The sequence below is a fragment of the Ruminococcus sp. genome (assembly GCF_016283395.1).
In genome coordinates this window covers 1-22,231 of sequence record NZ_JAEEMU010000037.1, presented here as the reverse complement: position 1 = coordinate 22,231, position 22,231 = coordinate 1, and the positions used below count along the sequence as shown (strand labels likewise).

Annotated in this window: 22 protein-coding genes; 5 read left to right on the top strand and 17 right to left on the bottom strand. The window is 42.2% G+C overall.

The genetic code is table 11. The features are described 5' to 3' along the window. The first annotated feature begins 61 nt into the window (after positions 1 to 61). Positions 62 to 721 carry a DNA alkylation repair protein gene (locus tag QZZ41_RS05890; protein ID WP_295069442.1) on the top strand — a complete coding sequence of 220 codons (660 nt, stop codon included), beginning with the start codon at positions 62 to 64 and terminating at the stop codon, positions 719 to 721. A gap of 55 nt (positions 722 to 776) precedes the next feature. Here QZZ41_RS05890 and QZZ41_RS05885 read toward each other — a convergent pair whose 3' ends face one another. The 6 genes from QZZ41_RS05885 to QZZ41_RS05860 all read right to left on the bottom strand — a co-directional run bounded on the left by QZZ41_RS05885 (position 777) and on the right by QZZ41_RS05860 (position 7,028). Further along, positions 777 to 1,994: a sodium ion-translocating decarboxylase subunit beta gene (locus QZZ41_RS05885; protein ID WP_295069440.1), complete on the bottom strand. Its 1,218-nt coding sequence runs from the start codon at positions 1,992 to 1,994 to the stop codon at positions 777 to 779. A gap of 13 nt (positions 1,995 to 2,007) precedes the next feature. After that, positions 2,008 to 2,403 carry a biotin/lipoyl-containing protein gene (locus QZZ41_RS05880; RefSeq protein ID WP_295069438.1) on the bottom strand — a complete coding sequence of 132 codons (396 nt, stop codon included), beginning with the start codon at positions 2,401 to 2,403 and terminating at the stop codon, positions 2,008 to 2,010. Positions 2,404 to 2,405: 2 nt separating this feature from the next. Beyond that, entirely contained in the window at positions 2,406 to 2,798 is a 393-nt protein-coding gene (locus QZZ41_RS05875; RefSeq protein WP_295069436.1) for an OadG family transporter subunit, read from the bottom strand. A 12-nt stretch (positions 2,799 to 2,810) separates the two neighbouring features. Beyond that, positions 2,811 to 4,208, bottom strand: coding sequence for a pyruvate carboxylase subunit B (locus tag QZZ41_RS05870; protein WP_074714014.1), 1,398 nt, complete (start codon positions 4,206 to 4,208; stop codon positions 2,811 to 2,813). Positions 4,209 to 4,486: 278 nt separating this feature from the next. Beyond that, positions 4,487 to 6,454, bottom strand: a complete 1,968-nt coding sequence (locus tag QZZ41_RS05865) for a hypothetical protein (protein WP_295069434.1) — start codon at positions 6,452 to 6,454, stop codon at positions 4,487 to 4,489. Between the two features lie 13 nt (positions 6,455 to 6,467). Further along, complete coding sequence (locus QZZ41_RS05860) at positions 6,468 to 7,028, bottom strand: sigma-70 family RNA polymerase sigma factor (protein ID WP_295069432.1); 561 nt, start codon at positions 7,026 to 7,028, stop codon at positions 6,468 to 6,470. Positions 7,029 to 7,711: 683 nt separating this feature from the next. On the opposite strand from QZZ41_RS05860, the gene QZZ41_RS05855 reads away from it, so the two are divergent. Both QZZ41_RS05855 and QZZ41_RS05850 read left to right on the top strand, forming a co-directional pair. Beyond that, positions 7,712 to 8,347 (top strand): glycerol-3-phosphate acyltransferase, encoded by a 636-nt coding sequence (locus QZZ41_RS05855; RefSeq protein WP_074714017.1) that lies wholly within the window; start codon positions 7,712 to 7,714, stop codon positions 8,345 to 8,347. A 72-nt stretch (positions 8,348 to 8,419) separates the two neighbouring features. Next, on the top strand, positions 8,420 to 9,781 hold the full coding sequence (locus QZZ41_RS05850; RefSeq protein WP_295069429.1) for an MATE family efflux transporter: 1,362 nt from the start codon (positions 8,420 to 8,422) through the stop codon (positions 9,779 to 9,781). Between the two features lie 72 nt (positions 9,782 to 9,853). Here the strand turns inward: QZZ41_RS05850 and QZZ41_RS05845 are convergent, their stop codons facing one another. From QZZ41_RS05845 to QZZ41_RS05825, 5 genes are all read right to left on the bottom strand, one after another. Then, positions 9,854 to 10,471, bottom strand: a complete 618-nt coding sequence (locus QZZ41_RS05845) for a rubrerythrin family protein (protein WP_295069427.1) — start codon at positions 10,469 to 10,471, stop codon at positions 9,854 to 9,856. Between the two features lie 96 nt (positions 10,472 to 10,567). Next, positions 10,568 to 10,789, bottom strand: a complete 222-nt coding sequence (locus QZZ41_RS05840; RefSeq protein WP_074714020.1) for a hypothetical protein — start codon at positions 10,787 to 10,789, stop codon at positions 10,568 to 10,570. A gap of 217 nt (positions 10,790 to 11,006) precedes the next feature. After that, on the bottom strand, positions 11,007 to 12,755 hold the full coding sequence (locus QZZ41_RS05835; RefSeq protein ID WP_295069425.1) for an NADH-dependent [FeFe] hydrogenase, group A6: 1,749 nt from the start codon (positions 12,753 to 12,755) through the stop codon (positions 11,007 to 11,009). Between the two features lie 14 nt (positions 12,756 to 12,769). Further along, on the bottom strand, positions 12,770 to 14,632 hold the full coding sequence (locus tag QZZ41_RS05830) for an NADH-quinone oxidoreductase subunit NuoF (RefSeq protein ID WP_295069668.1): 1,863 nt from the start codon (positions 14,630 to 14,632) through the stop codon (positions 12,770 to 12,772). 70 nt (positions 14,633 to 14,702) lie between these two features. Further along, positions 14,703 to 15,197 (bottom strand): NAD(P)H-dependent oxidoreductase subunit E, encoded by a 495-nt coding sequence (locus QZZ41_RS05825; protein ID WP_019678580.1) that lies wholly within the window; start codon positions 15,195 to 15,197, stop codon positions 14,703 to 14,705. A gap of 602 nt (positions 15,198 to 15,799) precedes the next feature. On the opposite strand from QZZ41_RS05825, the gene QZZ41_RS05820 reads away from it, so the two are divergent. After that, the gene (locus QZZ41_RS05820) at positions 15,800 to 15,976 is read left to right on the top strand and encodes a DUF4250 domain-containing protein (RefSeq protein WP_074714022.1); all 177 of its coding nucleotides are present in this window, start codon (positions 15,800 to 15,802) and stop codon (positions 15,974 to 15,976) included. Positions 15,977 to 16,030: 54 nt separating this feature from the next. Next, complete coding sequence (locus QZZ41_RS05815; RefSeq protein WP_295069421.1) at positions 16,031 to 18,148, top strand: dockerin type I repeat-containing protein; 2,118 nt, start codon at positions 16,031 to 16,033, stop codon at positions 18,146 to 18,148. 126 nt (positions 18,149 to 18,274) lie between these two features. Here QZZ41_RS05815 and QZZ41_RS05810 read toward each other — a convergent pair whose 3' ends face one another. The 6 genes from QZZ41_RS05810 to QZZ41_RS05785 all read right to left on the bottom strand — a co-directional run. After that, positions 18,275 to 18,844: a manganese efflux pump MntP family protein gene (locus QZZ41_RS05810; protein WP_295069419.1), complete on the bottom strand. Its 570-nt coding sequence runs from the start codon at positions 18,842 to 18,844 to the stop codon at positions 18,275 to 18,277. A gap of 231 nt (positions 18,845 to 19,075) precedes the next feature. Further along, positions 19,076 to 19,576 carry a GNAT family N-acetyltransferase gene (locus tag QZZ41_RS05805; protein ID WP_295069417.1) on the bottom strand — a complete coding sequence of 167 codons (501 nt, stop codon included), beginning with the start codon at positions 19,574 to 19,576 and terminating at the stop codon, positions 19,076 to 19,078. Positions 19,577 to 19,638: 62 nt separating this feature from the next. Further along, positions 19,639 to 20,373 (bottom strand): YebC/PmpR family DNA-binding transcriptional regulator, encoded by a 735-nt coding sequence (locus QZZ41_RS05800; RefSeq protein WP_295069415.1) that lies wholly within the window; start codon positions 20,371 to 20,373, stop codon positions 19,639 to 19,641. 5 nt (positions 20,374 to 20,378) lie between these two features. Beyond that, on the bottom strand, positions 20,379 to 20,795 hold the full coding sequence (locus QZZ41_RS05795; protein WP_295069413.1) for a ribonuclease III domain-containing protein: 417 nt from the start codon (positions 20,793 to 20,795) through the stop codon (positions 20,379 to 20,381). A gap of 1 nt (position 20,796) precedes the next feature. Next, entirely contained in the window at positions 20,797 to 22,074 is a 1,278-nt protein-coding gene (gene obgE / locus QZZ41_RS05790; RefSeq protein ID WP_074714026.1) for a GTPase ObgE, read from the bottom strand. 67 nt (positions 22,075 to 22,141) lie between these two features. Next, positions 22,142 to 22,231: 50S ribosomal protein L27 (locus QZZ41_RS05785; RefSeq protein WP_295069666.1), on the bottom strand; the 90-nt coding region annotated here is incomplete at its 5' end.

Here is a 22,231-nt window from a genome sequence, read left to right as displayed (position 1 = left end):
TTTTGTCAAGTATAATCTTTATAAATCAAATTCTTAAATACGAGAATATGAGGTAATAAAAATGAGTAAATTCAATTTAGTAAAAGAAGTGTTTGAAAATGCACAAAATCCCGAAAACGCTGCTGCAATGTCCGAATATATGAAAAATAAGTTTGATTTTTACGGTATTCCCTCGCCCGAACGCAAAGAACTGTATAAAGACTTGCTGAAAAGCGAAAAAGCTTCAAAAGACATTGACTGGGACTTCCTTGATAAATGCCATGAAGATGACCACAGAGAAATGCAGTATCTTGTTTACGATTATCTGCTCGCCATGAAGAAATATCTTTCTTTTGAAGATATTGACAAAATAAAGCGGTTTATAATTACAAAGTCATGGTGGGACACTATAGATTTTCTCTGCAAGGTCATCGGTGATATAGGCTTGAGAGATGAAAGAGTTAGTGAGCTTATGATAAAATGGTCAGTAAGTGATAGTATCTGGCTCAAACGAACAGCTATCCTGCACCAATTAGCTTACAAAGGCAAAACAGATACGGAATTATTGAAAAAAATAATCTGTAACTGTCTCGGAACTGATGAATTCTTTATCAATAAGGCTATCGGCTGGGCTTTAAGAGAGTATTCCAAAGCAGCTCCCGAATGGGTCGGAAACTTTATCAGCAAGTACAAAGATGAACTTTCTGATCTGAGCATAAAGGAAGCAAGCAAATACATATAAAAATAAACCCGAAAGCAAGTCGTTATGACAGCTTTCGGGTATTTTCATACTTTTATCACTTGAATACTGCAAGAAGGAAGCCTGCTGCGATAGCAGAACCGATAACGCCTGCAACGTTCGGTCCCATAGCGTGCATGAGCAGGAAGTTTGAAGGATTAGCCTTCTGACCTTCCATCTGAGATACACGGGCAGCCATAGGAACAGCTGATACACCAGCTGAACCAATAAGCGGATTGATCTTGCCGCCTGAGAGCTTATACATGATCTTTCCTACAAGGAGTCCGCCGACTGTTGAGAAGCAGAATGCTGTAAGACCAAGAACGATGATCTTGATAGTCTCCAGTGAAAGGAAACGCTCAGCAACTGTTGTAGCACCAACAGAAATACCGAGGAATACAGTTACGATGTTCATAAGAGCATTCTGAACTGTATCTGAAAGTCTCTCTGTAACTCCGCACTCTCTCCAGAGGTTACCAAGCATAAGGCAACCTACGAGTGGAGCTGTTGAAGGAAGAAGAAGGATAACGAACATTGCAACAATGATCGGGAAGATTATCTTCTCTGTCTTTGAAACTACACGAGTCTGCTCCATTTTTACCTCTCTCTCCTTCTTTGTTGTAAGGAGTCTCATGAGAGGCGGCTGTATCATAGGGATAAGAGCCATATATGAGTAAGCTGCGATCGCAATAGGTCCGAGGAGATGAGGAGCAAGTCTTGTTGTAAGGAAGATAGCTGTAGGGCCGTCAGCACCGCCGATGATACCGATAGAAGCAGCTTCAGTTCCACTAAATCCAAGACAAATAGCTCCGAAGAATGCAAGGAATACACCCATCTGAGCAGCAGCTCCGAGGAGGAGGCTCTTAGGGTTGGAAATAAGCGGACCGAAGTCGGTCATAGCACCTACACCCATAAAGATGAGTGAAGGATAGATACCTGCCTTTACACCGATGTAAAGTATATCAAGAAGTCCACCATGAGCCATTATAGCTCCGTAGCTGTGATAATCTTCATGTTCGGGATTAAGGAAGTTATCCCAAAGATCAAGATGATAAAGAGCATCTGTTGATCCGCTGCCAAAGTAAGAAAGGTTTACAAGCAGACAACCGAATGCGATACCAACAAGGAGGAGCGGTTCAAATTTCTTTTTGATTCCGAGGTAGAGAAGAACGCACGATACGAATATCATGATAAGATTCTTCCAGCCCCCGTTTACGAAAAAGCTTTGGAAACCCGAATCGTTCCACAAAGTTTTCAGGGTCTCAAGAATATCCATTTACGTGCCCTCCTTATGCTATAACAACAAGAGGAGCACCTGTGTCAACTACAGAACCCTTGCTTGTAACTACCTGAGCAACTGTACCGTCCTTAGGAGCTACTATTTCATTTTCCATTTTCATAGCTTCGAGAATTACAAGTATCTGTCCAGCCTTTACTGTATCGCCCTGAGCAACATCAACTCTGATGATATTACCCGGCATAGGAGCTGTAACAGTTTCGCCTGCTGCAAGGTTTACAGGAGCAGCAGGTGCAGCTGCGGGAGCAGCGGCAGGAGCAACAGCAACAGGTGCAGCAGCGGCTGCCGGTGCAGGAGCAAGTGCCTCATATTCATCAAGAAGAACAGCTTTTCCCTGCTCTACTTCGACCTCATAAGTCTTACCGTTAAGTGTAACTTTATACTTCATGATTATTTGACCTCCTTAATGGAAATAAAGTGCAGCTCATTGAGCGGCTTCTGCATTTTATCGGCAACTATTGCCATTATCATAGCAGCTTCCTTGTCAGGAACGTCAAAGAGCTTGACATGACCGGCTGAACCGGGTGCAAGTGGGAGTTCAGGCTTTGTTTCAGCAACAACAGGTGCAGCTGCTTTCTTTTTAGCAGCTTCTGCATCAGCAGCAGCCTTAGCCTTAGCGTCCTTGGATTTGAAATATGCACCTGTACAGTAAAGTACGATCATAAGAATTACAAGACCTGTAAATACGACAGCATAACCAAAAACAGCTGTTATACCTGCTTCAGCTATAGACATATCATCAGCCTTTTCAACAGCAGCAGAAACTAAGATATTATCAAACATAGCTCTGCCCCCTTACATTTCCTCGATAGTGTAAACAGCTTCGTTCTCTTCCTTAGCTTTACGGTCATTGAGGAACTTGATAGTCTGATCAGGATAGCAGATATAGCTCATAGCGTCTTCTTCACTTCTGCAAAGATCGCCGAGTGCTTCTCTTGCAGCTGCGAATTCTTCGCCTGTGCGCTTCTGATCCTCGATACGGCAATCTACTGCTTCGCTGTCACCGAGTACCTTGTCAACCAGCTCCTGTGCGATAGGTGCAGGAGGATTACCGTACTCGCCCTTGATATAGTTCTTGATCTCCTTGGAAATGTTCTTATATCTTTCACCAACGAGCACATTTGTTACAGCCTGATTACCTACCATCTGAGAGAGAGGAGTAACAAGCGGAGGATAACCCATATCAGCTCTTACCTTCGGGATCTCAGCGAGTGCCTCGTCAAATCTGTCCATAGCGTGCATATCTGTAAGGTTAGCGATCATATTTGAAAGCATACCGCCGGGAACTTTATATACAAGTGCCTGAGCATCAGTTCCAAGGCTCTTTGGATTGAGCTGACCGTTGTCGATATACTTCTGCTTGATCGGCTTGAAGTAATCGTTTACCTTATTGATGATATCCTCATTAAGACCTGACTCAATGCCATACTGCTGTAGAGCATAGAACATTGTTTCGGTTGCAGGCTGTGATGTACCGCCAGAGAAGCATGATGTAGCTGTGTCGATAACGTCAATGCCTGACTCGATAGCCTTTGTAAGAGTCATATAAGCCATACCTGTTGTGCAGTGTGTATGGAGGATAAGTGTCATATCGCCGATAGCGTCCTTGATGCCCTTGATAAGGTGCTCAGCCTCATATGGAGACATAGTACCTGCCATATCCTTGAGGCAGATAGTATCAAAGCCCATAGTCTTGAGCTCTTTACACATTTCGATGTACTTATCAACTGTATGTACAGGGCTCTGTGTATATGAGATACAGCCTGAAGCGATAGTTTTCTCTGTTGCGTACTTCTTTGTAGCTTCAAGAGCTGTTCCGATATTTCTGAAATCGTTAAGAGCGTCAAAAATACGAATTACGTCGATACCATTCTTTATTGAGAGTTCGATGAACTTCTCAACAACGTCATCATGGTAATGCTTATATCCAAGAAGGTTCTGACCTCTCAGAAGCATCTGAAGTCTGCTGTTAGGAAGATTTTTTCTCAGATTTCTGAGTCTCTCCCACGGATCCTCGCCGAGATAACGAAGACATGAGTCAAATGTTGCTCCGCCCCAGCACTCGATAGAATAGTATCCAGCCTTATCCATATCTGAGAGAATACCCTCATAATCTGAATAAGGAAGACGTGTAGCCATCAGTGACTGATTAGCATCACGTAAAACGGTTTCTGTCAGTTGCACTTTTTTCATGTACAAGCCTCCTCAAAAATAAATCTGCAAAGCAGATATAATATACATAGTGATTTATATGAATTTTTTATAGTCAAATGCTTTTCTGTAAAAAATCCCAAATCAGATTTATTATATCACACTTCAAAATAAAAAGCTACTATTTTTAAAGAATTTCTATTTATTTTTTTCTTTATACAAAATATGGCATATATATTAATAAGATCAGAGAGTTTATCTCTTTTATTCAAAGAATAAGAAATCCCCTTTGCATAACGCAAAGGGGATATTTTTGAGTATCAGAAGCCTCCTCTTTCATTCTCTACGAATGTATATCCTGTAAGATCATAATCTACTTTCTCAACAGGTTCGTTGAGCTTTAATTCAGTGACCTCAGTAGTTTGTGATAAAACATCACTTTTCGTTGAAGACTTCAATACCAGACCTGTCCTGATGTCTATCCATCTATCGACGGTATTTTCATTAAAACCGTCATTATAAATGAGATTTACATGAGCACAGTCTCTTCCGAGGATATTTTCTACGCCCTCAATATGCCACTGATCAAAATCACTAAGTAATACAAAGCTATCCAAATTACTAAATTCTCCGAATGTATTGCCGAATTCCCAAGCTTCTTGTACTCCAGGCTTCTCATAATCATCACAGTAAGCTACTCTGTAATTATCAGGGATATATGCTCCTGCCATTTTTATATCATCTTCAGAAAATGTTTGTTTACTATATGTCTTATCTGTCGGGTAGTAATTTACACCCTCATTTCCGTCACGAACATACACGCTTACTTTTTCGTATTCGTTATCACTTCTGCTTGTGATCTTATTGTAAAAATAGAGCTGTTTATTATCTAAAACACGTTCATACTCTTCGTGGTAATTAAGTGCCAGCTGTTCTCCGTCAATGACGAATTTCACCTCTGCTGTATCATAATAATGGAACACATTTGCACAAATATGATACAGATAGCTCTTGTTTTCAAGTGTGTTGAGTTTCTCTGCATTTGCTGCTGAAAGCAACTGGTCTGCATACTTTTCAACATCGACTTTCTTGAATTCGTATGTATGATTTTTCCATGCATCCTGATACTCTACAAAAGCCTGCTCTGCTTCATCTTTTGAATGATATATCTTCATTTCATGGAGCTGTAACTCTGCAAACTCACCTTCAGCATCAGCGTTTGTAACATTCTCAATATTCTCGGGATTAAAGCTGTTCTTTGATTTCTTACGTGTCAGCACTTCACCTTCGCTGTCTTTCTCGAAGATGTCCCATTTATCTATTTTCCATGCTGCACCGTTCTCATCGTCTTCCTTAACAATATCCAGAACGATTGTAACGAACCTGTCATCGCTCATTTTATATACACGCTCGCACTTGATAACATCAGAGCCGTAACCGAGCAAGGACGTTCTTTCGCCTGCATCGTTCTCATCATAGAATTCAGAGCTTACAAGTTCATACTTGCTGAACTCTGTAAGGCAAACGCTGATCTCATCTGATGTTTTGTCAAGGCTGTATAATGAATCATTATAGCTTACGAAATCAAAACAAGTGTGATTTTCTAAAAATGTGTCAGGATATATCAAAGAAATGTTTTCTTCATCGTTTCCATCATCTTTTACTGAGACAAAATCATTAGAACGCAGATCTGCTGTAAGGAAAGACTTGCTGAAAGCTTCCATTTTCTCTATACTGTTCAGTTCTTCATCTGTGACCTTGCAATATCTCAGCTGTAACTTTTCAGCATCAACGGAAGGATCATCTGTCAATGCAACGGAACCGCTAAAACAATCCTCTGTATCTACTCCAACGCCATAATGGAAAGCTTCATACCTTTCAAGCTTGCTGAGCATTTCATCTGTTACAGCGTTCAGCTCGTCGATAAGCTCCTGCGGCACTCCAGGCTCTGTCTGCACAGGGTCATTAGAGCCTGCTCCGAAATTGTTCCAATTTCTGTTCTTCAAAAATGCATAACCGCCGACTCCGCCTGCAACGATAGCAACTGCTGCTGCCACACTGATGAAACGGTATAACTTAGGTCGCTTATACACCTCAACGCCCTCTGCCTGCTTTATAAAACCGTCACTATCTGACGCTTTCTCCTCTGATTTCTGTATATTATACTTTCTTCTGCATATTTCATATATCTTTTCTTTTTCTCTCTGTCCTGCCGCAGGATAGTTATTGGCTATTTTCTCAATATCACTTTCTTTTCTGCTGAACATAATATCAAACTCATCTTTCATAGTATTTTCCTCCTTATCCATTTATGCCTACTTTTACAAGCAATTCGCGTAATTTCTTTATTGCCCTGCTGCACCTTACACGCACAACATCTCCCGACATTGATACTATCTCACCTATTTCAGTAGATGTTCTGCCGTAATAGTACTTATGTATGATTATAGTACTTTCAGGTTCACCAAGCTCTTTGACTTTGCTGTATAATATCTGTCTGAGTTCAGACGTTTCCGATGTTTCAACAACATCTTCGGACGAACGAAGCTCCTCTTCGCATTCTTCTATGGAAATATTTCCGCTGTGCTTAACAAGCTTTCTGTATGTGTCCACTGCCCTGCGACGCGCTATTGATGCTGCAAGAGCTTTCATATCTCCTTCAATTGTTTCCTGCTTGTCAAAATACAGAAAACACTGTGCAAATACATCTCCCACACATTCATCTACGTCCTCTGTTCTTCCACAGTTTTTCAAATACGAAAAGACGATCGTATAAACATAGTTGAAGTATTTGTCATAAAATGCTCTCTGTCCCTTTTCGGGATACGACTTAATCAACTGCCGTAATTCATTATCATTCATAATTAATTCTCCTATTTCTTTTTAATGCACATTGTTTCCCTTTCATATATTCTAATCGTATATTTCTTTCAAACCGAAACAACTTTTTCATTTTTTTGCTGAACTCGGATTTCTTTAAGGGTATTACTTTTCAATGCGCATCGTTTTTCCACCCTTCATATACTCTAATCGTAAATTCACTTCAAACCGAAACAACTTTTTCAAATATTTTTGCTGAACTCGGATTTCTTTCAGGGTATTACTTTTCAATGCGCATTGTTTTTCCCTTTCATATACTCTAATCGTAAATTTACTTCAAACCGAAACAACTTTTTCAATTTTTTTGCTGAACTCGGATTTTTTTAAGGGTATTACTTTTCAATGCGCATCGTTTTTCCCTTTCATATACTCTAATCGTAAATTTACTTCAAACCGAAACAATTTTTTCAAATTTTTAGCTGAACTCGGATTTTTCAGGATATTTCTTTTCAATGCGCATTGTTTTTTGTCCCTTCATATACTCTAATCGTATATTTCTTTCAAACCGAAACAACTTTTTCAAATATTTTTTATGCAGAACTCAGATTTCTTTCAGGGTATTTACTTTTTCGTGAAAATATGGTAATATAATATTGAATAAAGGTCATTAGATATTTTTTTAACAAGGGATTTATATACTACGGCACTTATAGGGGGGATCATCTATGCAGATCATGCTCTGCGCCTTGCTCGGTTACTTCTTTGGTAACATCAATCCCGCATTCATTCTCTCGAAATTTAAAGGCTTTGACATAAGGCAAAGAGGATCAGGTAATGCGGGTGCTTCAAATGCTGTTATTACAATAGGAAAAAAAGCAGGTCTTTTTGTGGCACTTTTCGATATCGCAAAGGCTGTGGCAGCTTCGCTTATCGCCTATTATCTGTTTCCGCAGATAAAGTTCGCAAAGATACTGTCGGGAGCCTGCTGCATACTCGGTCACATTTTCCCTGTGCTCATGAAGTTCCACGGCGGAAAAGGCCTTGCTTCACTTGGCGGTACTATTCTTGCTTTTAATCCCATACTCTTTATTACTATGCTCATGTTCGAGATCTTTCTCGGCTTCTCACTGGACTATGTATGTGTAGTCCCCATAACCGGCTCGGTCATATTCACCCTTGCCTATGCTCTTATGACGGGCGATCCAATAGGTACTTCTATCCTTTCAGTAATATCACTTGTAATACTATTCAAGCACATTGAAAACTTCAAACGTATCCAGAACGGTACAGAAGCACATATAAGCTTCCTGTGGAAAAAAGATCAGGAGATCGCAAGAATAAGAAAAAACACCAATGATTAAAAAAGTCCCTTCGGGGGCTTTTTTGCGCCGTTTTTTATATCGCCGCCATTCGTGCGGCAGTTAGGAGTTTTTATGCAAAGCAAATCCTATGATATGTGCGAGGGACCTCTGGTAAGCAGAGTCATACTCTATACCATACCTATTATCCTGACAGGTATCCTCCAGCTCTTATTCAATGCCGCCGACCTTGTTGTTGTAGGACAGTGCAACGGCAGCAATTCTGTTGGAGCGGTTGGAGCTACAGGTGCTCTCATTAATCTCATGGTCAACCTTTTTATAGGTCTTTCTGTCGGTGCAGGCGTAACAGTTGCGCACGGTATAGGCTCGGGAAGAAGTGAAGATGTCCGCAGGACAGTTCATACAGCCATACCTACAGCTCTGATATGCGGTTCTGTACTGACCGTCGTGGGCGTTGTCTTTTCCGAGACTTTTCTCCGCCTTATGCATACTCACCCCGACCAGCTCGACCTTGCTGTTTCGTATATGAGGATATACTTCTGCGGAACGATCGCAAGTATGCTTTATAATTTCGGCTCAGCTATTTTAAGAGCCGCAGGAGACACAAAAAGTCCGCTTTATTATCTTACCGCCGCAGGAATACTGAACGTTGTATTGAACCTGATATTTGTTATCGGTTTCAAAATGAATGTTTCGGGAGTTGCACTTGCAACAGTTATATCTCAGGCTCTCTCGGCTGCACTGATAATACGAGCACTGATGAGAAGAGACGATGCCTGCAAGCTTGAACTGAAAAAGATGCACATATACGGTAGGCAGCTGAAAAGAATTCTACAGATAGGTTTCCCCGCAGGCATACAGTCCTCTCTGTTTGCAATATCCAACGTAATAATACAGTCGTCAATAAATTCCTTCGGAGCTATTGCAAATTCAGGAAATGCAGCTGCACAGAATATAGAGGGCTTTGTCTATACTTCAATGAACTCCTACAGTCAGACTGCGCTTAACTTCACAGGTCAGAACTACGGTGCAGGAAAAATCGACAGGATACGCAAGATAACATGGGTGTGTCTCATATCCGTATTCTGTACAGGACTTGTATTAGGTCTAACAGCACTTTTCTTCGGCAGACCTCTTCTTTCCATATATATAACAGACTCGGAAAAAGCTATTGATTACGGTATCGTTCGTATGACATATATTATGATACCATATTTCCTGTGCGGTCTTATGGACGTTGCAACAGGTCTTATAAGAGGTCTGGGACGCTCTGTACTGCCTATGCTTATCACTGTAGCAGGTGTTGTGGGAATGAGACTTGGCTGGATATATATAGTTTTCAGGATACCGCAGTATCACACTCTCAAAAGCCTGTATCTTTCATATCTTATATCATGGGCAATGACATTCACCGTCGAAATAATCGTATTCTTTGTTATTATGAAAAAAATAAAAAAACAGCGTCTTAAACTGTAATACAAATAAACAGCCCGAAAGCAATGTCTCTGAACTGCTTTCGGGCTTATTCTTATACACTAAGGGTATAAACTATTTGCCTATGATATCACATGACGTAAAAGCCGCTTCCGTTTCACGTATAAAATATCCTTGCTGAGCATTGCACACAGGGCAATCCCTCGGAGGTTCCGTACCTGTGTGGATATGTCCGCAATTAAGACATATCCATCTTTGCTCAGTATCGTCACTGCGGAAAAGCTTGTCCTCACGGTAAAGCTTTGCATAGTAAGCAAAACGTTTACGGTGACTGTCTTCGATCTCTGCGATCATTCTGAATTTAGAGGCTGTATCTTGAAATCCTTCATTTGCAGCAATACGTGCAAAATCAGGATAAACCACAGAATACTCCTTCTCCTCTTCCTTTCCTGATGCATCAAGAAGCTGCTGAACCTCATCGAATACGTCCGCAGGAAATCCTGCACTTATATCAATGCTCTGCCCTGCTGCTTCCTTCATCAGTTTCCAGAATACCAAAGCATGACGTTCCTCCTGCTCAGCAGTAAAGCGGAACATTCTCTCAAGTCCCACAAGATTCTGCTGCTGCGCTTTCAACGCTGCCTGATAGTAACGCTGACGGGACTGACATTCACCTGCAAAGGCTCTCATAAGATTTACTTTTGTCTGACTGTCGTTAAAATTAGTCTGCATGATGATTACCTCCTTTTGGAAGTATTATTGCTCATGCAGATTTATTTTATTCATCACATAAACTTTATTTCCGCTTTGAACGTAAAACCAACTTGATCAGTCATCAAGAATAGTATAACGATACTTCATAATGTTTTCAGGATCCTTCAGACGAAGATTCTGAATATGTCCGCACTGCGGACAAGCATCACAGATGACCTGACTTCTTTTGGGCTTTAATTTTTTTTCCTCGCCCTCAGGATAAAACTGAACAGCATATGGAGTTGTCAGTATACCTGTTACCACTTTTGCGGCACAGAATTCACACACCTTATCCATTTACTTCCCCCCATTTTTTATTATTCCTAATTAATGTGATGCGCAAATTTATTTTATATTAATTAATTTGCGCTCCCCGAATTTCATTCGAGGCACTAACCGCCATAAAACGATTATTAAGCTCATATTAATTATAACACTTTATTCTGTTTATGTCAATAAACCGTCATAAAAAAGAGCGGACATAAAGTCCGCTCTTAATGAATTCAGCTATTCATTATATTTCGTTAACTTTTCTCTTTACATATGTTGTATGGAGAACCTCATGTGCCTTGTGGCTGCCCGGCTTCTCGAAGAATTCTTCATAAACCTTCTTAACAGCAGGGTTTTCATGAGACTGTCTGAGAGGCATTGACTTGTCAAGATTATAGAGAACCTTAGCTCTCTCTTCTCTGATGTCAACAAAGTTTCTAACGCCCATTGGAACCTGTGGCTGACCGCCACCGTTTACACAGCCGCCAGGACAAGCCATAACTTCGATGAACTGTGCATCACACTTGCCTGCTCTGATATCGTCAAGAACTTTTCTTGCGTTAGCAAGACCGCTTGTAACGATTACCTTAACATCTGTGCCTGCAACATTGTATGTAGCTTCCTTGATATCCTTTGTACCACGAACCTCAGGAAGATCTGTTACGTTTTCGCCTGTGAGTGTGTATACAGCTGTTCTGAGAGCAGCTTCCATAACACCACCTGTAGCACCAAAGATAACAGCAGCACCTGTTGAAAGTCCGAGCGGATCATCAAACTTCTCCTCAGGAAGTGAGTTGAAGAGGATACCTGCACGCTCGATCATTCTGCCGAGCTCACGAGTTGTGAGAGCATAATCAACATCAGGTACGCCTGCAGCGCTCTGATCAGGTCTGCCGATCTCGAACTTCTTAGCTGTACATGGCATGATAGATACCATAACGATATTCTTAGGATCAATACCCATCTTCTGAGCATAGTATGTCTTAGCAGTTGCACCGAACATCTGCTGTGGTGACTTACAGCTTGAAAGATGTGGAAGAAGATCAGGATAGTAGTGCTCACAGAACTTGATCCATCCTGGTGAACATGATGTGATAAGAGGAAGTGTTCCGCCGTTCTTGAAACGATCAAGGAACTCAGTAGCTTCTTCCATGATTGTAAGGTCAGCAGCAAAGTCTGTATCAAATACCTTATCGAATCCGAGTCTGCGAAGAGCAGCAGCCATTTTACCTTCTACGTTTGTACCGATCGGATTGCCGAAGCATTCACCAAGACCAGCACGTACAGCAGGAGCTGTCTGAACGAGAACTGTCTTCTCAGGATCAGCGATAGCTGCAAGAACTTCATTAGTGTAATCCTTTTCAGAAAGTGCACCAACAGGACATACTGCGATACACTGACCGCAAGATACACAGCTTGTTTCGCCGAGTCCCATGTCAAATGCAGAACCGATATATGTCTTGAAGCCTCTCTCGTTAGCGCCGATAACGCCGATGCCCTGTGTCTTAGCACATACAGCTACGCAACGGCGGCAAAGGATACACTTATTGTTGTCACGATACATATGAGCAGCAGAATTGTCTACCTCATACTCGTTCTTAACACCGTCAAATACTGTAGCGTCTTCAACGCCGTAGTCCTTAGCAAGCTTCTGAAGCTCACAGTTACCGCTTCTTACACATGAGAGACACTTTCTGTCATGTGTTGAAAGGATAAGCTCAAGTGTCTTCTTTCTTGCAGCGATAACCTTTGGTGAGCTTGTGAGTATCTCCATATTGTTTGAACATGGATATACGCAGCCTGCTACAAGACGGAAGCCTCTGCCCTCGTTGACTTCTGTAACGCAGATACGGCAGGCACCGATCTCGTTGATCTCCTTCATATAGCAAAGTGTAGGAATTTCAAATCCAGCCATGTGAGCAGCTTCAAGAACAGTAGTGCCCTTGGGGACTTCTAATTCAACACCGTTGATTTTTACTGTAATATTTTCCATTACTAATCCTCCGCTTACTTCTTGATGATTGCCTTGAACTTACATGTAGCGATACAAGCACCGCACTTCACGCACTTAGTCTTGTCGATCTCCATTGCAGCAAGCTTCTTGCCTGGAGCGATGTAATCTGTTCTTGTGATAGCGGAAGCAGGACACTGCTTAGCACACATACCGCAGCCGATACACTTATCCTTTTCAATCTCGAAGCTGAGGAGGTCCTTACATACGCCTGCAGGACACTTCTTATCAACAACGTGAGCGATATACTCGTCACGGAAGCATCTGAGTGTAGAGAGAACAGGGTTAGGAGCTGTCTGTCCAAGTCCGCAGAGTGAGTTAGCCTTGATGTGGTAAGCAAGTTCTTCGAGCTTGTCGAGGTCCTCGAGAGTTCCCTTACCCTTTGTGATCTTGTCAAGGATCTCCCACATTCTCTTTGTACCGATACGGCATGGTGTACACTTACCGCATGACTCGTCAACAGTGAATTCGAGGAAGAACTTAGCAATATCAACCATACAGTTATCTTCGTCCATAACGATAAGTCCGCCTGAACCCATCATTGAACCGATACCGATGAGGTTATCATAGTCGATCGGGATATCGAAGTTTGAAGGATCGATACATCCGCCTGAAGGACCACCTGTCTGAGCAGCCTTGAACTTCTTGCCGTTCGGGATACCGCCGCCGATCTCTTCGATAACTTCACGGAGAGTTGTTCCCATAGGAACTTCAACGAGACCTGTGTTCTTGATCTTACCGCCGAGAGCGAATACCTTAGTACCCTTTGACTTCTCAGTACCCATTGATGCGAACCACTGTGCACCATTGAGGATGATCTGTGGGATATTAGCATATGTCTCAACATTGTTGAGGATAGTAGGCTTCTGGAAAAGACCTTTTTCTGCAGGGAAAGGAGGTCTTGGACGAGGCTCACCGCGGTTACCTTCGATAGAAGTCATAAGAGCAGTTTCCTCACCGCAAACGAACGCACCTGCGCCGAGACGGAGGTCGATGTCGAAGCAGAAATCTGTACCGAAGATGTTCTTACCGAGCATACCTGCTTCACGAGCCTGCTTGATAGCAATGTTAAGTCTCTCAACAGCGATAGGATACTCTGCACGAACGTAGATGTAACCCTGTGAAGCACCGATAGCATAACCAGCGATAGTCATAGCTTCGAGTACAACGTGTGGGTCACCTTCGAGAACTGAACGGTCCATGAATGCACCCGGGTCGCCCTCGTCAGCGTTACAGCAAACGTACTTCTGATCAGCGTTAGGAACGATGTTTCTTGCGAGCTTCCACTTCATACCTGTTGGGAATCCGCCGCCTCCACGTCCACGGAGACCTGAATCGAGGATAGTCTGTATAACGTCCTCAGGAGTCATGCTTGTGAGGACCTTACCGAGAGCCTCATAACCGTCACGACCTATGTATTCGTTGATATTCTCAGGATTGATAACACCGCAGTTTCTGAGAGCTACACGTTGCTGCTTTTTGTAGAATGATGTATCGTCAAGTGACTTGATCTCGTCGCCAGAAACTGTTTCCTCATATAGGAATTCCTTAACAGGGTTGCCGCCGATGAGGTGCTCATCAACGATACGTGGGATCTCTTCTACCTTAACGCGTGAGTAGAATGAACCCTCGGGATATACGATCATAATAGGACCGCGCTCACAAAGACCGAAGCAGCCTGTCTTAACGATCTGTACTTTATCTGTAAGTCCTTTTGCTGCGAACTCCTTTTCGAGCTCTTCAATGATCTTTGGTGAGCCTGAAGATGTACAGCCTGTACCGCCGCAGACAAGAACGTGTCTTTCATATTTTGAAGAAGCATTGCCATCCTTAGTTCTGAGAGCAACCTCGCCCTTCATGCTGTCTCTGACAACCTTGAGTTCTTCAAGAGTTTTCATAAGTTAACCTCCTAAATGGTAATGTTTGGAATTAAGCGTATTTTTCGATGATCTTGTCAACGTCATCAACAGTGAGTCTTCCGTAAACGTCCTCGTTGACAGTAAGTACTGGTGCAAGTCCGCAAGCACCGATGCAGCGGCAAGCGTCAAGTGAGAACTTACCATCGGGAGTACATTCGCCTCCGCCTATTCCAAGCTTTTCCTGGAGCTTATTGTAAATATCTCCGGAACCCTTTACATAGCAAGCTGTACCAAGACAGACTGAAATTGTGTATTCGCCCTTTGGATAAAGAGAGAACTGAGCGTAGAAGGTAACAACACCGTATATCTTCTCGAGAGGGATACCTGTATTGTCGGAAATAATTGCCTGAACCTCGATCGGAAGGTAGCCGTAAATCTCCTGAGCCTTCTGAAGGATCGGCATAAGAGAACCCTTATCGTTCTTCTTTTCTTCGATGACCTTGAGGAGCTCAGCCTCCTGCTCGGGAGTACCCTTAAAGGGAACAGTTGATTTAGCTGAATTCATTAAATGGACCTCCTTAAATTTAGCTGTGAAAAATGTAACAATGTCACACATAAATAATATGAGATGACATACCACATCTCACATATCCTTAATATTATATCATATATAAAGACAAATTTCTATCTCCATTTTAGCCTAATTCAATTCTTTTTTACTGTACATTTTGCACAATACTGCATAATCATCTGTGTTTAGACTTTGCAAACATTTACAACTGTCAACGCTCTGACCATACGCATAGGCATAGTAATGCAGCGGTAATAACTTACGCTTCGTCAAGTTTTTGATTATTTTTTAATTTGTTTAATACTTTTCTAATTATTTATTGTTGTCAAAACGTGATTTTTGCCCTTTTGCCGTTATGGCCTGTGCAATTTTTGCGCTATTATATGCAGTCGAATTTACATTATTTCATAAAACATATTTACGTAAAATTCACGCTTTACTTTTTAGAATATTTATTGACAAACCGACTTTATTATTGTATATTATTTTTATAGCATATACATAATCAGCGGAACAACGCTGTTTCCGCACAGTTCAAGGAATGTCCTGCACTGCATTCCAAACGATATCACCGCCATTACGGCAAAGGAGCATTTATGAGTTTACCTAACGACCCCGTGATCTTACTTAGTTATATCAATACTCTTCTTCGTGACGAGTACCCGACATTTGAGGAACTCTGCAAGAGTCTCTGCACACCCGAGGAGGATATCCGTTCAAAATTGAGCCGAATCGGTTATGTCTATGATCCGAAAACCAATTCATTCAGGTAGTATCCGTCGATATCGGATACATAATGATGCTTCTGCATCAGTTGGGAGGGCAATATGAAACAATTATTGAAATCATTATCAGCATTTACAGCTTCTGCATCAATAGCTGTGTGCTCGATGACATCAGGTCTGACTTGCATAGCTGAAACGGAAGAAAAAACATCCTGCACGCTCCACTATGATCTTAGTGAAGAAGGAGTTACTATTCCTGAAGACGAGGACGGAAATGTTCAGGAACTTAAAGACATCAGTGTATCACCTAACTCAAGCGTCTTCTTAACGGATATCATCCCTGAAAAGGAAGGTTATTCTTTCTCAGGCTGGACCGAGGACTTCATACGAGGCTATGAATCATCGGACGTATTCCGCATAAGTGATAAAGACGTAACTCTACACCCTGTATGGGTAGATAAAAACGACAAGGAATTCCACACTATCTCTTATAAAGTCATAATCAACGGCGTAGAAGATGAGGACGCAAAACTGAGAGTTCCTGATAAAAAATTACTCACAGGCCGTATAATCAAAGTGCCGCTGGACGTTTTCAATAATCCGGGATACAAACAAAGAGGCTGGACAGACGGTGTTAACGAGTTTCTGCCCGAAACCAAACTCGTTGTCAACGATAAGGATATAACTCTTTATCCAAACTACAAAAAGATGTATAATCTTATCTATACTGTCGGTGACGCTGACAGAATAAACGGTGTAACAAAACTCGAATTCGAGATCGCTGAGGGCGATTCAACCAATATCCAGAGCAATACACGTTTTTCAAGAAACGGTTTCAAAATGTCAAAATGGCACTGTGAGACTGACGGCAAGGATTACGATCCTAATTCTTATTTTGAAATGCCAGGAAACGATGTTATTATGATGCCTATATGGGAGCCTATCAGATATGTGGTTGTATTCAAGCAGAACTCAAATTCTTCCGATAATATCAAAGTACCTGGTTATACAGATACTGCTATTGTTGCTCCCGAGTGTACTGTAGTAAAGGAAAATTCAAAGTTCAGCGGCTGGCAGTACGGTGATGTTATTATACAGCCGGGTGAAGAGTACGTCATCCTCGGTGCAGAGCCTGGTATGGGTATCGCATTCACTGCTGTATGGAGTACGGATATTGGCGGAGAAACCACTACTACTACCACAAGCACAACAACAACAACAACAACTACTACTACTACTACTACTACTACTACTACTACTACTACATCAACAACTACCACTTCTTCCCCTTCTGTAACCACAACTGTGATACTGCCTTATTCATACGTTGTAAAAGCTGTCGATAAGGAAACAGGCGATCTTGTAAACGATGCAAACTTCATTCTTTCATGGGATATCAGATACGAACTAAACGGTGAGGAAATATCCTCAGGTCCTTTAGAGGCACTCAACACCGCAGATGCAAACCCTGCTGTAATAAGCTTTGAAAAGTATAAAGACGCTAAGGTAGTATCACTCGCTGTAAGAAGCATGAGTCAGCATGTATACTATACATTTGATGAAAATGATATTTCTTATGAAAACGATGACACAAATAATATCCATTATTATACTGTAAAGCTTACTAAAAGAGCTAAGCCCGAGATGCCTAACGGTTCATATACCGTAACTGTAGTAGACAAGGAAACAGGCAAGGCTGTACACGATGCCGCTATCGTCGGAAAAGAAACTATCATACTCGAAGATGGAAGAGAATTCACAGGAAATGTGGATATTGATACATCAAAATACGATCCTTATGTATATATCCCCACGATACCAAAGAGTGCCAAGTCTTATACATTCGGCAATTTCACTTCAAAGGACGGCAGATATACTTTTACCGAAAACGATGTTACTGCTGAAAAAGACAAGGAAACAGAGATCACTTCATACACTATCAAGGTAACTCCTGCCAAAGTCGCATACGGTGACGCAAACTGCGACGGAACTATTGATATGTCAGACGTAGTTCTCATTATGCAGGCTCTTGCTAATCCAAACAAGTATGATGTAAACGGTACTGACGCAAATCACATCACTTCTATAGGAAGATCCAATGCAGATGTATGGAATACTGGCGATGGTGTTACAACACAGGACGCACTCCATATACAGAAGTATCTCCTCGGTCTTTGTGAGATAACAGCAAAAGTTGAAGTGACTGCTTCACCCGAATAATGATAAAAAGGACTGCTTTAAGTTAGCTTCCCTTAGCGAAAAAATATTACCGAGCCTGAAAGTATGGGCTCGGTAATTTTTTGCAACGATTTCGCCAGAGGGAGGCTCTCCTTGCAGTCCTTTTCTTTATATAACGCCAAAGCCTTCAAGCAGAAGCTTTACGCCTATACCTATAAGTATAAAGCCGCCTGCTATCTCTGCACCTTTTTCGTATCTGCTTCCGAACTTGTGTCCGATAAATACTCCTGCCAGTGAAAGTGCAAATGTTATAACGCCTATCATTGTCACAGAGAAGAACAAGTCGGTCTTTTCCGCAGCAAATACTATTCCTACAGCAAGAGCATCAATGCTTGTAGCAATTGCAAGCAGCAGAAGCTCTTTTATATCAAGTCTGTACTCCTTGCTGCCTTCGTCCTCGTCATCACCTTTTATAGCTTCAAATACCATTTTGCCGCCGATAATTGCGAGAAGTCCGAATGATACCCAGTGGCTGAAGGAGCTTATCACATTGGCAAAACGACTTCCGAGAAAATAACCGATCGCAGGCATTACTCCCTGAAATACACCAAAAAATAAAGCTGTTATAACTCCGCCTTTCAGGTCTATTTTTTTCATGCTCAGCCCCTTACAGACCGATACAGCAAATGCGTCCATTGCAAGTCCGACGGATATCAATAAAAGTTCAGTTAATGTCATAGAAACGTCCTCTCATAAAAAAATTCGGATACCTGCGTACCCGAACATATACTCAGGTACAGCAATAAAGCCGTACATGAGTCTCATTATTTAAGGCAAAACCGGACCGATTTCGGTCAGTATGTCGGCTTGCCGCATACGTCGTATGTTAACTACTCCCTCATATAACGAACTTTATTATACATTATACCGAGCATTAAGTCAACATATGAATGTTAGCACATAAAAACATCAAAAATCATATCCAAAGATATAATCGTCCATAACATAACCGTTTCCGATATCGGTAACGACTTCATCTATGACCTTGAAGCCTGTTTTTTTATACACAGCTATGGCGTGATCGTTATGCTTGTTTACTGTAAGATAGACCTGTTTTTTTCCACAGGCTCTCGCCTCTTCAAATACCTTTTCAAGCATTTGGGAAGCTATTCCCTTTCCGCGCTTATCACTTCTGAGGTAAAGCTTGCTAAGGAAAAAGCGTTCATCTTTTTCGGGCTTCATGCCTATGTAGCCGCAAAGCTCCCCCTCATCACGAACTGCATAATACCTGTAATCCTGTTCGCTTATCTGCTTTGTCATAGCCTCATACGACTGGAATTTTTCCACCATATAATCTATCTGTCCTGTGCTTATTATATCAACAAAGCACTCATGCCATATGCTGTCAGCCAGTACAGCTACTTCTTTCAGTTCTGTATCGCTGCTCACCTTGTTTATTGTTACAGCCATATATCTTCTCCTTATAAAAAATGGAGAATAAAGATATCCTCTCTATTCTCCATTGTATGTCATTATTCTTCGTCTGGCATTTCCCAGTTATGATAAACGTTCTGAACGTCATCGTTCTCTTCGAGATGCTCAAGGAGAAGATTCATCTTCTTGATGTGATCCTCGTCTGTAAGAGTTGTATAAGTTGAAGGGATCATCTCAGACTCAGCAGAAATTACATTGTAGCCCTTTTCTGTAAGTCCTTCACGAAGAGCGTGAACACTCTCGGGAGCGCACTCGATCTCAACTGTCTCATCGTTGATATCAAAGTCCTCACCGCCGAACTCGAATACATCTTCCATTACCTTGTCCTCATCGAGTCCTGTATTCTCAAGGATAACTACACCCTTGTTAGTGAACATAAATGATACACAGCCGATAGTACCGAGATTGCCGCCGAACTTATCGAAATAGTGACGAACTTCACCTGCTGTTCTGTTTCTGTTGTCTGTAAGACACTCAACGATAACAGCTACACCGTTAGGACCATATCCCTCGTAAGTGATATTCTCATAGTTGTTCTTGTCGCCGTCGCCTGCTGCCTTCTTGATGATACGGTCGATATTGTCGTTAGGCACGTTGTTTGCCTTTGCCTTAGCAATAAGATCACGAAGCTTTGCATTGTTATTAGGATCAGAACCGCCTTCCTTTACAACAACTGTGATCTCACGTCCGATCTTTGTAAAGATCTTACCCTTTGCAGCATCGGTCGCTTCCTTCTTACGCTTGATGTTATTCCATTTTGAATGACCTGACATTGTTTTTACACTCCTATCTGTTCATTGATATCAGAATTTATTATAAGTTCAAAAAGTTCCCTTATACGCTGGTTTCCGCCTGTGAGGTAAAGATATCCGAAAAGACATTCCAGAGCAGTTGCCCTGCGGTATTCCGCAGCATCTGCGTGTTTGGGCACGGTATTTCCCGTGGCATTCCTTCCCCTTTTCAGCACCGCAAGCTCATGGTCACTGAGCTGCTCAGCCACAAGGTCATACGCCTTTGACTGGAACTCTGCGCATACAAGCTTTATCTTTGCCGAATGGAGCTTCGCAACAGGCATATTCGCCTGTCGGAGCAGATACTCTCTCACAAGTGTATCGTAAACGCTGTCACCTAAAAATGCAAGTGTCAGCGGACTATATGTATTAGCTTCACGCTCAGTTAATTTTTCTGTACTCATATCAGTTGATAAAGTCGAACTCGAAACCTTCAAGGTTTACTGTGTCGCCCTCCTGAATCCCCATCTCTTCAAGCTTAGCAATGATACCGCTGTTGATAAGTACGCGCTGGAAATACTGTAGAGACGAATAGTCGTCAGGATCAACAGTACGCATGATAGGCTGTATCCACGGAGCATCTACAAAGTAGATACCGTCCTCAACTGTTACCTCAAACTTCTTATCAACGCCGAGCATCTCGTCAAGCTCTGCCTGCGGGATAGGCTCTGCCTCAAATTCTCTTATAGGCGGAAGTGTATCGAGCACCTCTGAAACCTTGTCCATAAGAGCAGCTGTTCCCTGAGTAGTTGCAGCTGAAATACAGAAAAATGGTATATTCTTATCCTCGATATATTTGCGAAACTTCTCGATCTGCTCCTCTGTAGCCATATCCGATTTATTGGCAGCTACTATCTGAGGACGCTCTGCAAGCTCTTCATTGAATTTAGCGAGCTCGGCATTTATGACCTCAAAGTCCTCACAGGGATCGCGCCCTTCAATCCCCGAAACATCGACTACATGGACGATAAGGCGGCATCTTTCAACGTGTCTGAGGAACTCGTGACCGAGTCCTACGCCGTCTCCTGCACCTTCGATAAGTCCTGGGATATCAGCCATGACGAATGATCTTTCCTCGTCAACTCTGACAACTCCCAGAACGGGCGTTAATGTTGTAAAATGGTAATTTGCTATCTTCGGCTTGGCAGCACTTACTACTGAGATAAGTGTTGATTTGCCCACATTCGGATAGCCCACAAGTCCTACATCTGCAAGAAGCTTCAGTTCGAGAGTTACTTCAAACTCTTCTCCGGGATATCCGGGCTTCGCAAATTTAGGTATCTGACGGGTAGAAGTAGCAAAGTGAACATTGCCCTTGCCGCCCTGACCGCCTCTTGCGATGACCTTTGGCTCATCGCTTGACATATCTGCCATTATTCTGCCGCTTTTGGCTTCACGGATAACAGTTCCTCTCGGCACTTTGATTACAAGCGGCGGAGCACTCTTGCCTGTACAGTTTCTTCCGCTGCCGTTTTCGCCGCGCTGAGCCACGTATTTTCTTTTATATCTGAAGTCAATAAGGGTCGAGAAATTATCATCGACCTGAAAGACCACATCTCCACCTCGTCCGCCGTCGCCGCCGTCGGGTCCGCCTGCCGCTACATACTTTTCACGGTGGAATGATACCGCACCGTCGCCGCCGTCTCCTGCTTTGATTTTTATCCTCGCCTGATCAACGAACATTTCTGACCTCCGTTTCTAATGAAAAATCCCAAGCATAAGCTCGGGATTTATTGTCACGTTATGGCTGTTACTGCTCAATCTCGTAAACAGAAACCTTCTTACGGTCACGGCCGTAACGCTCAAACTTAACCTTACCGCTTACTGTTGCGAATAATGT

What these genes read in the sequence shown, in the direction of transcription:
- QZZ41_RS05890 (WP_295069442.1), top strand. Translation starts at nt 62, where the DNA reads ATGAGTAAATTCAATTTAGTAAAAGAAGTGTTTGAAAATGCACAAAAT.
- QZZ41_RS05885 (WP_295069440.1), bottom strand. Translation starts at nt 1,994, where the DNA reads ATGGATATTCTTGAGACCCTGAAAACTTTGTGGAACGATTCGGGTTTC.
- QZZ41_RS05880 (WP_295069438.1), bottom strand. Translation starts at nt 2,403, where the DNA reads ATGAAGTATAAAGTTACACTTAACGGTAAGACTTATGAGGTCGAAGTA.
- QZZ41_RS05875 (WP_295069436.1), bottom strand. Translation starts at nt 2,798, where the DNA reads ATGTTTGATAATATCTTAGTTTCTGCTGCTGTTGAAAAGGCTGATGAT.
- QZZ41_RS05870 (WP_074714014.1), bottom strand. Translation starts at nt 4,208, where the DNA reads ATGAAAAAAGTGCAACTGACAGAAACCGTTTTACGTGATGCTAATCAG.
- QZZ41_RS05865 (WP_295069434.1), bottom strand. Translation starts at nt 6,454, where the DNA reads ATGAAAGATGAGTTTGATATTATGTTCAGCAGAAAAGAAAGTGATATT.
- QZZ41_RS05860 (WP_295069432.1), bottom strand. Translation starts at nt 7,028, where the DNA reads ATGAATGATAATGAATTACGGCAGTTGATTAAGTCGTATCCCGAAAAG.
- QZZ41_RS05855 (WP_074714017.1), top strand. Translation starts at nt 7,712, where the DNA reads ATGCAGATCATGCTCTGCGCCTTGCTCGGTTACTTCTTTGGTAACATC.
- QZZ41_RS05850 (WP_295069429.1), top strand. Translation starts at nt 8,420, where the DNA reads ATGCAAAGCAAATCCTATGATATGTGCGAGGGACCTCTGGTAAGCAGA.
- QZZ41_RS05845 (WP_295069427.1), bottom strand. Translation starts at nt 10,471, where the DNA reads ATGCAGACTAATTTTAACGACAGTCAGACAAAAGTAAATCTTATGAGA.
- QZZ41_RS05840 (WP_074714020.1), bottom strand. Translation starts at nt 10,789, where the DNA reads ATGGATAAGGTGTGTGAATTCTGTGCCGCAAAAGTGGTAACAGGTATA.
- QZZ41_RS05835 (WP_295069425.1), bottom strand. Translation starts at nt 12,755, where the DNA reads ATGGAAAATATTACAGTAAAAATCAACGGTGTTGAATTAGAAGTCCCC.
- QZZ41_RS05830 (WP_295069668.1), bottom strand. Translation starts at nt 14,632, where the DNA reads ATGAAGGGCGAGGTTGCTCTCAGAACTAAGGATGGCAATGCTTCTTCA.
- QZZ41_RS05825 (WP_019678580.1), bottom strand. Translation starts at nt 15,197, where the DNA reads ATGAATTCAGCTAAATCAACTGTTCCCTTTAAGGGTACTCCCGAGCAG.
- QZZ41_RS05820 (WP_074714022.1), top strand. Translation starts at nt 15,800, where the DNA reads ATGAGTTTACCTAACGACCCCGTGATCTTACTTAGTTATATCAATACT.
- QZZ41_RS05815 (WP_295069421.1), top strand. Translation starts at nt 16,031, where the DNA reads ATGAAACAATTATTGAAATCATTATCAGCATTTACAGCTTCTGCATCA.
- QZZ41_RS05810 (WP_295069419.1), bottom strand. Translation starts at nt 18,844, where the DNA reads ATGACATTAACTGAACTTTTATTGATATCCGTCGGACTTGCAATGGAC.
- QZZ41_RS05805 (WP_295069417.1), bottom strand. Translation starts at nt 19,576, where the DNA reads ATGGCTGTAACAATAAACAAGGTGAGCAGCGATACAGAACTGAAAGAA.
- QZZ41_RS05800 (WP_295069415.1), bottom strand. Translation starts at nt 20,373, where the DNA reads ATGTCAGGTCATTCAAAATGGAATAACATCAAGCGTAAGAAGGAAGCG.
- QZZ41_RS05795 (WP_295069413.1), bottom strand. Translation starts at nt 20,795, where the DNA reads ATGAGTACAGAAAAATTAACTGAGCGTGAAGCTAATACATATAGTCCG.
- obgE (WP_074714026.1), bottom strand. Translation starts at nt 22,074, where the DNA reads ATGTTCGTTGATCAGGCGAGGATAAAAATCAAAGCAGGAGACGGCGGC.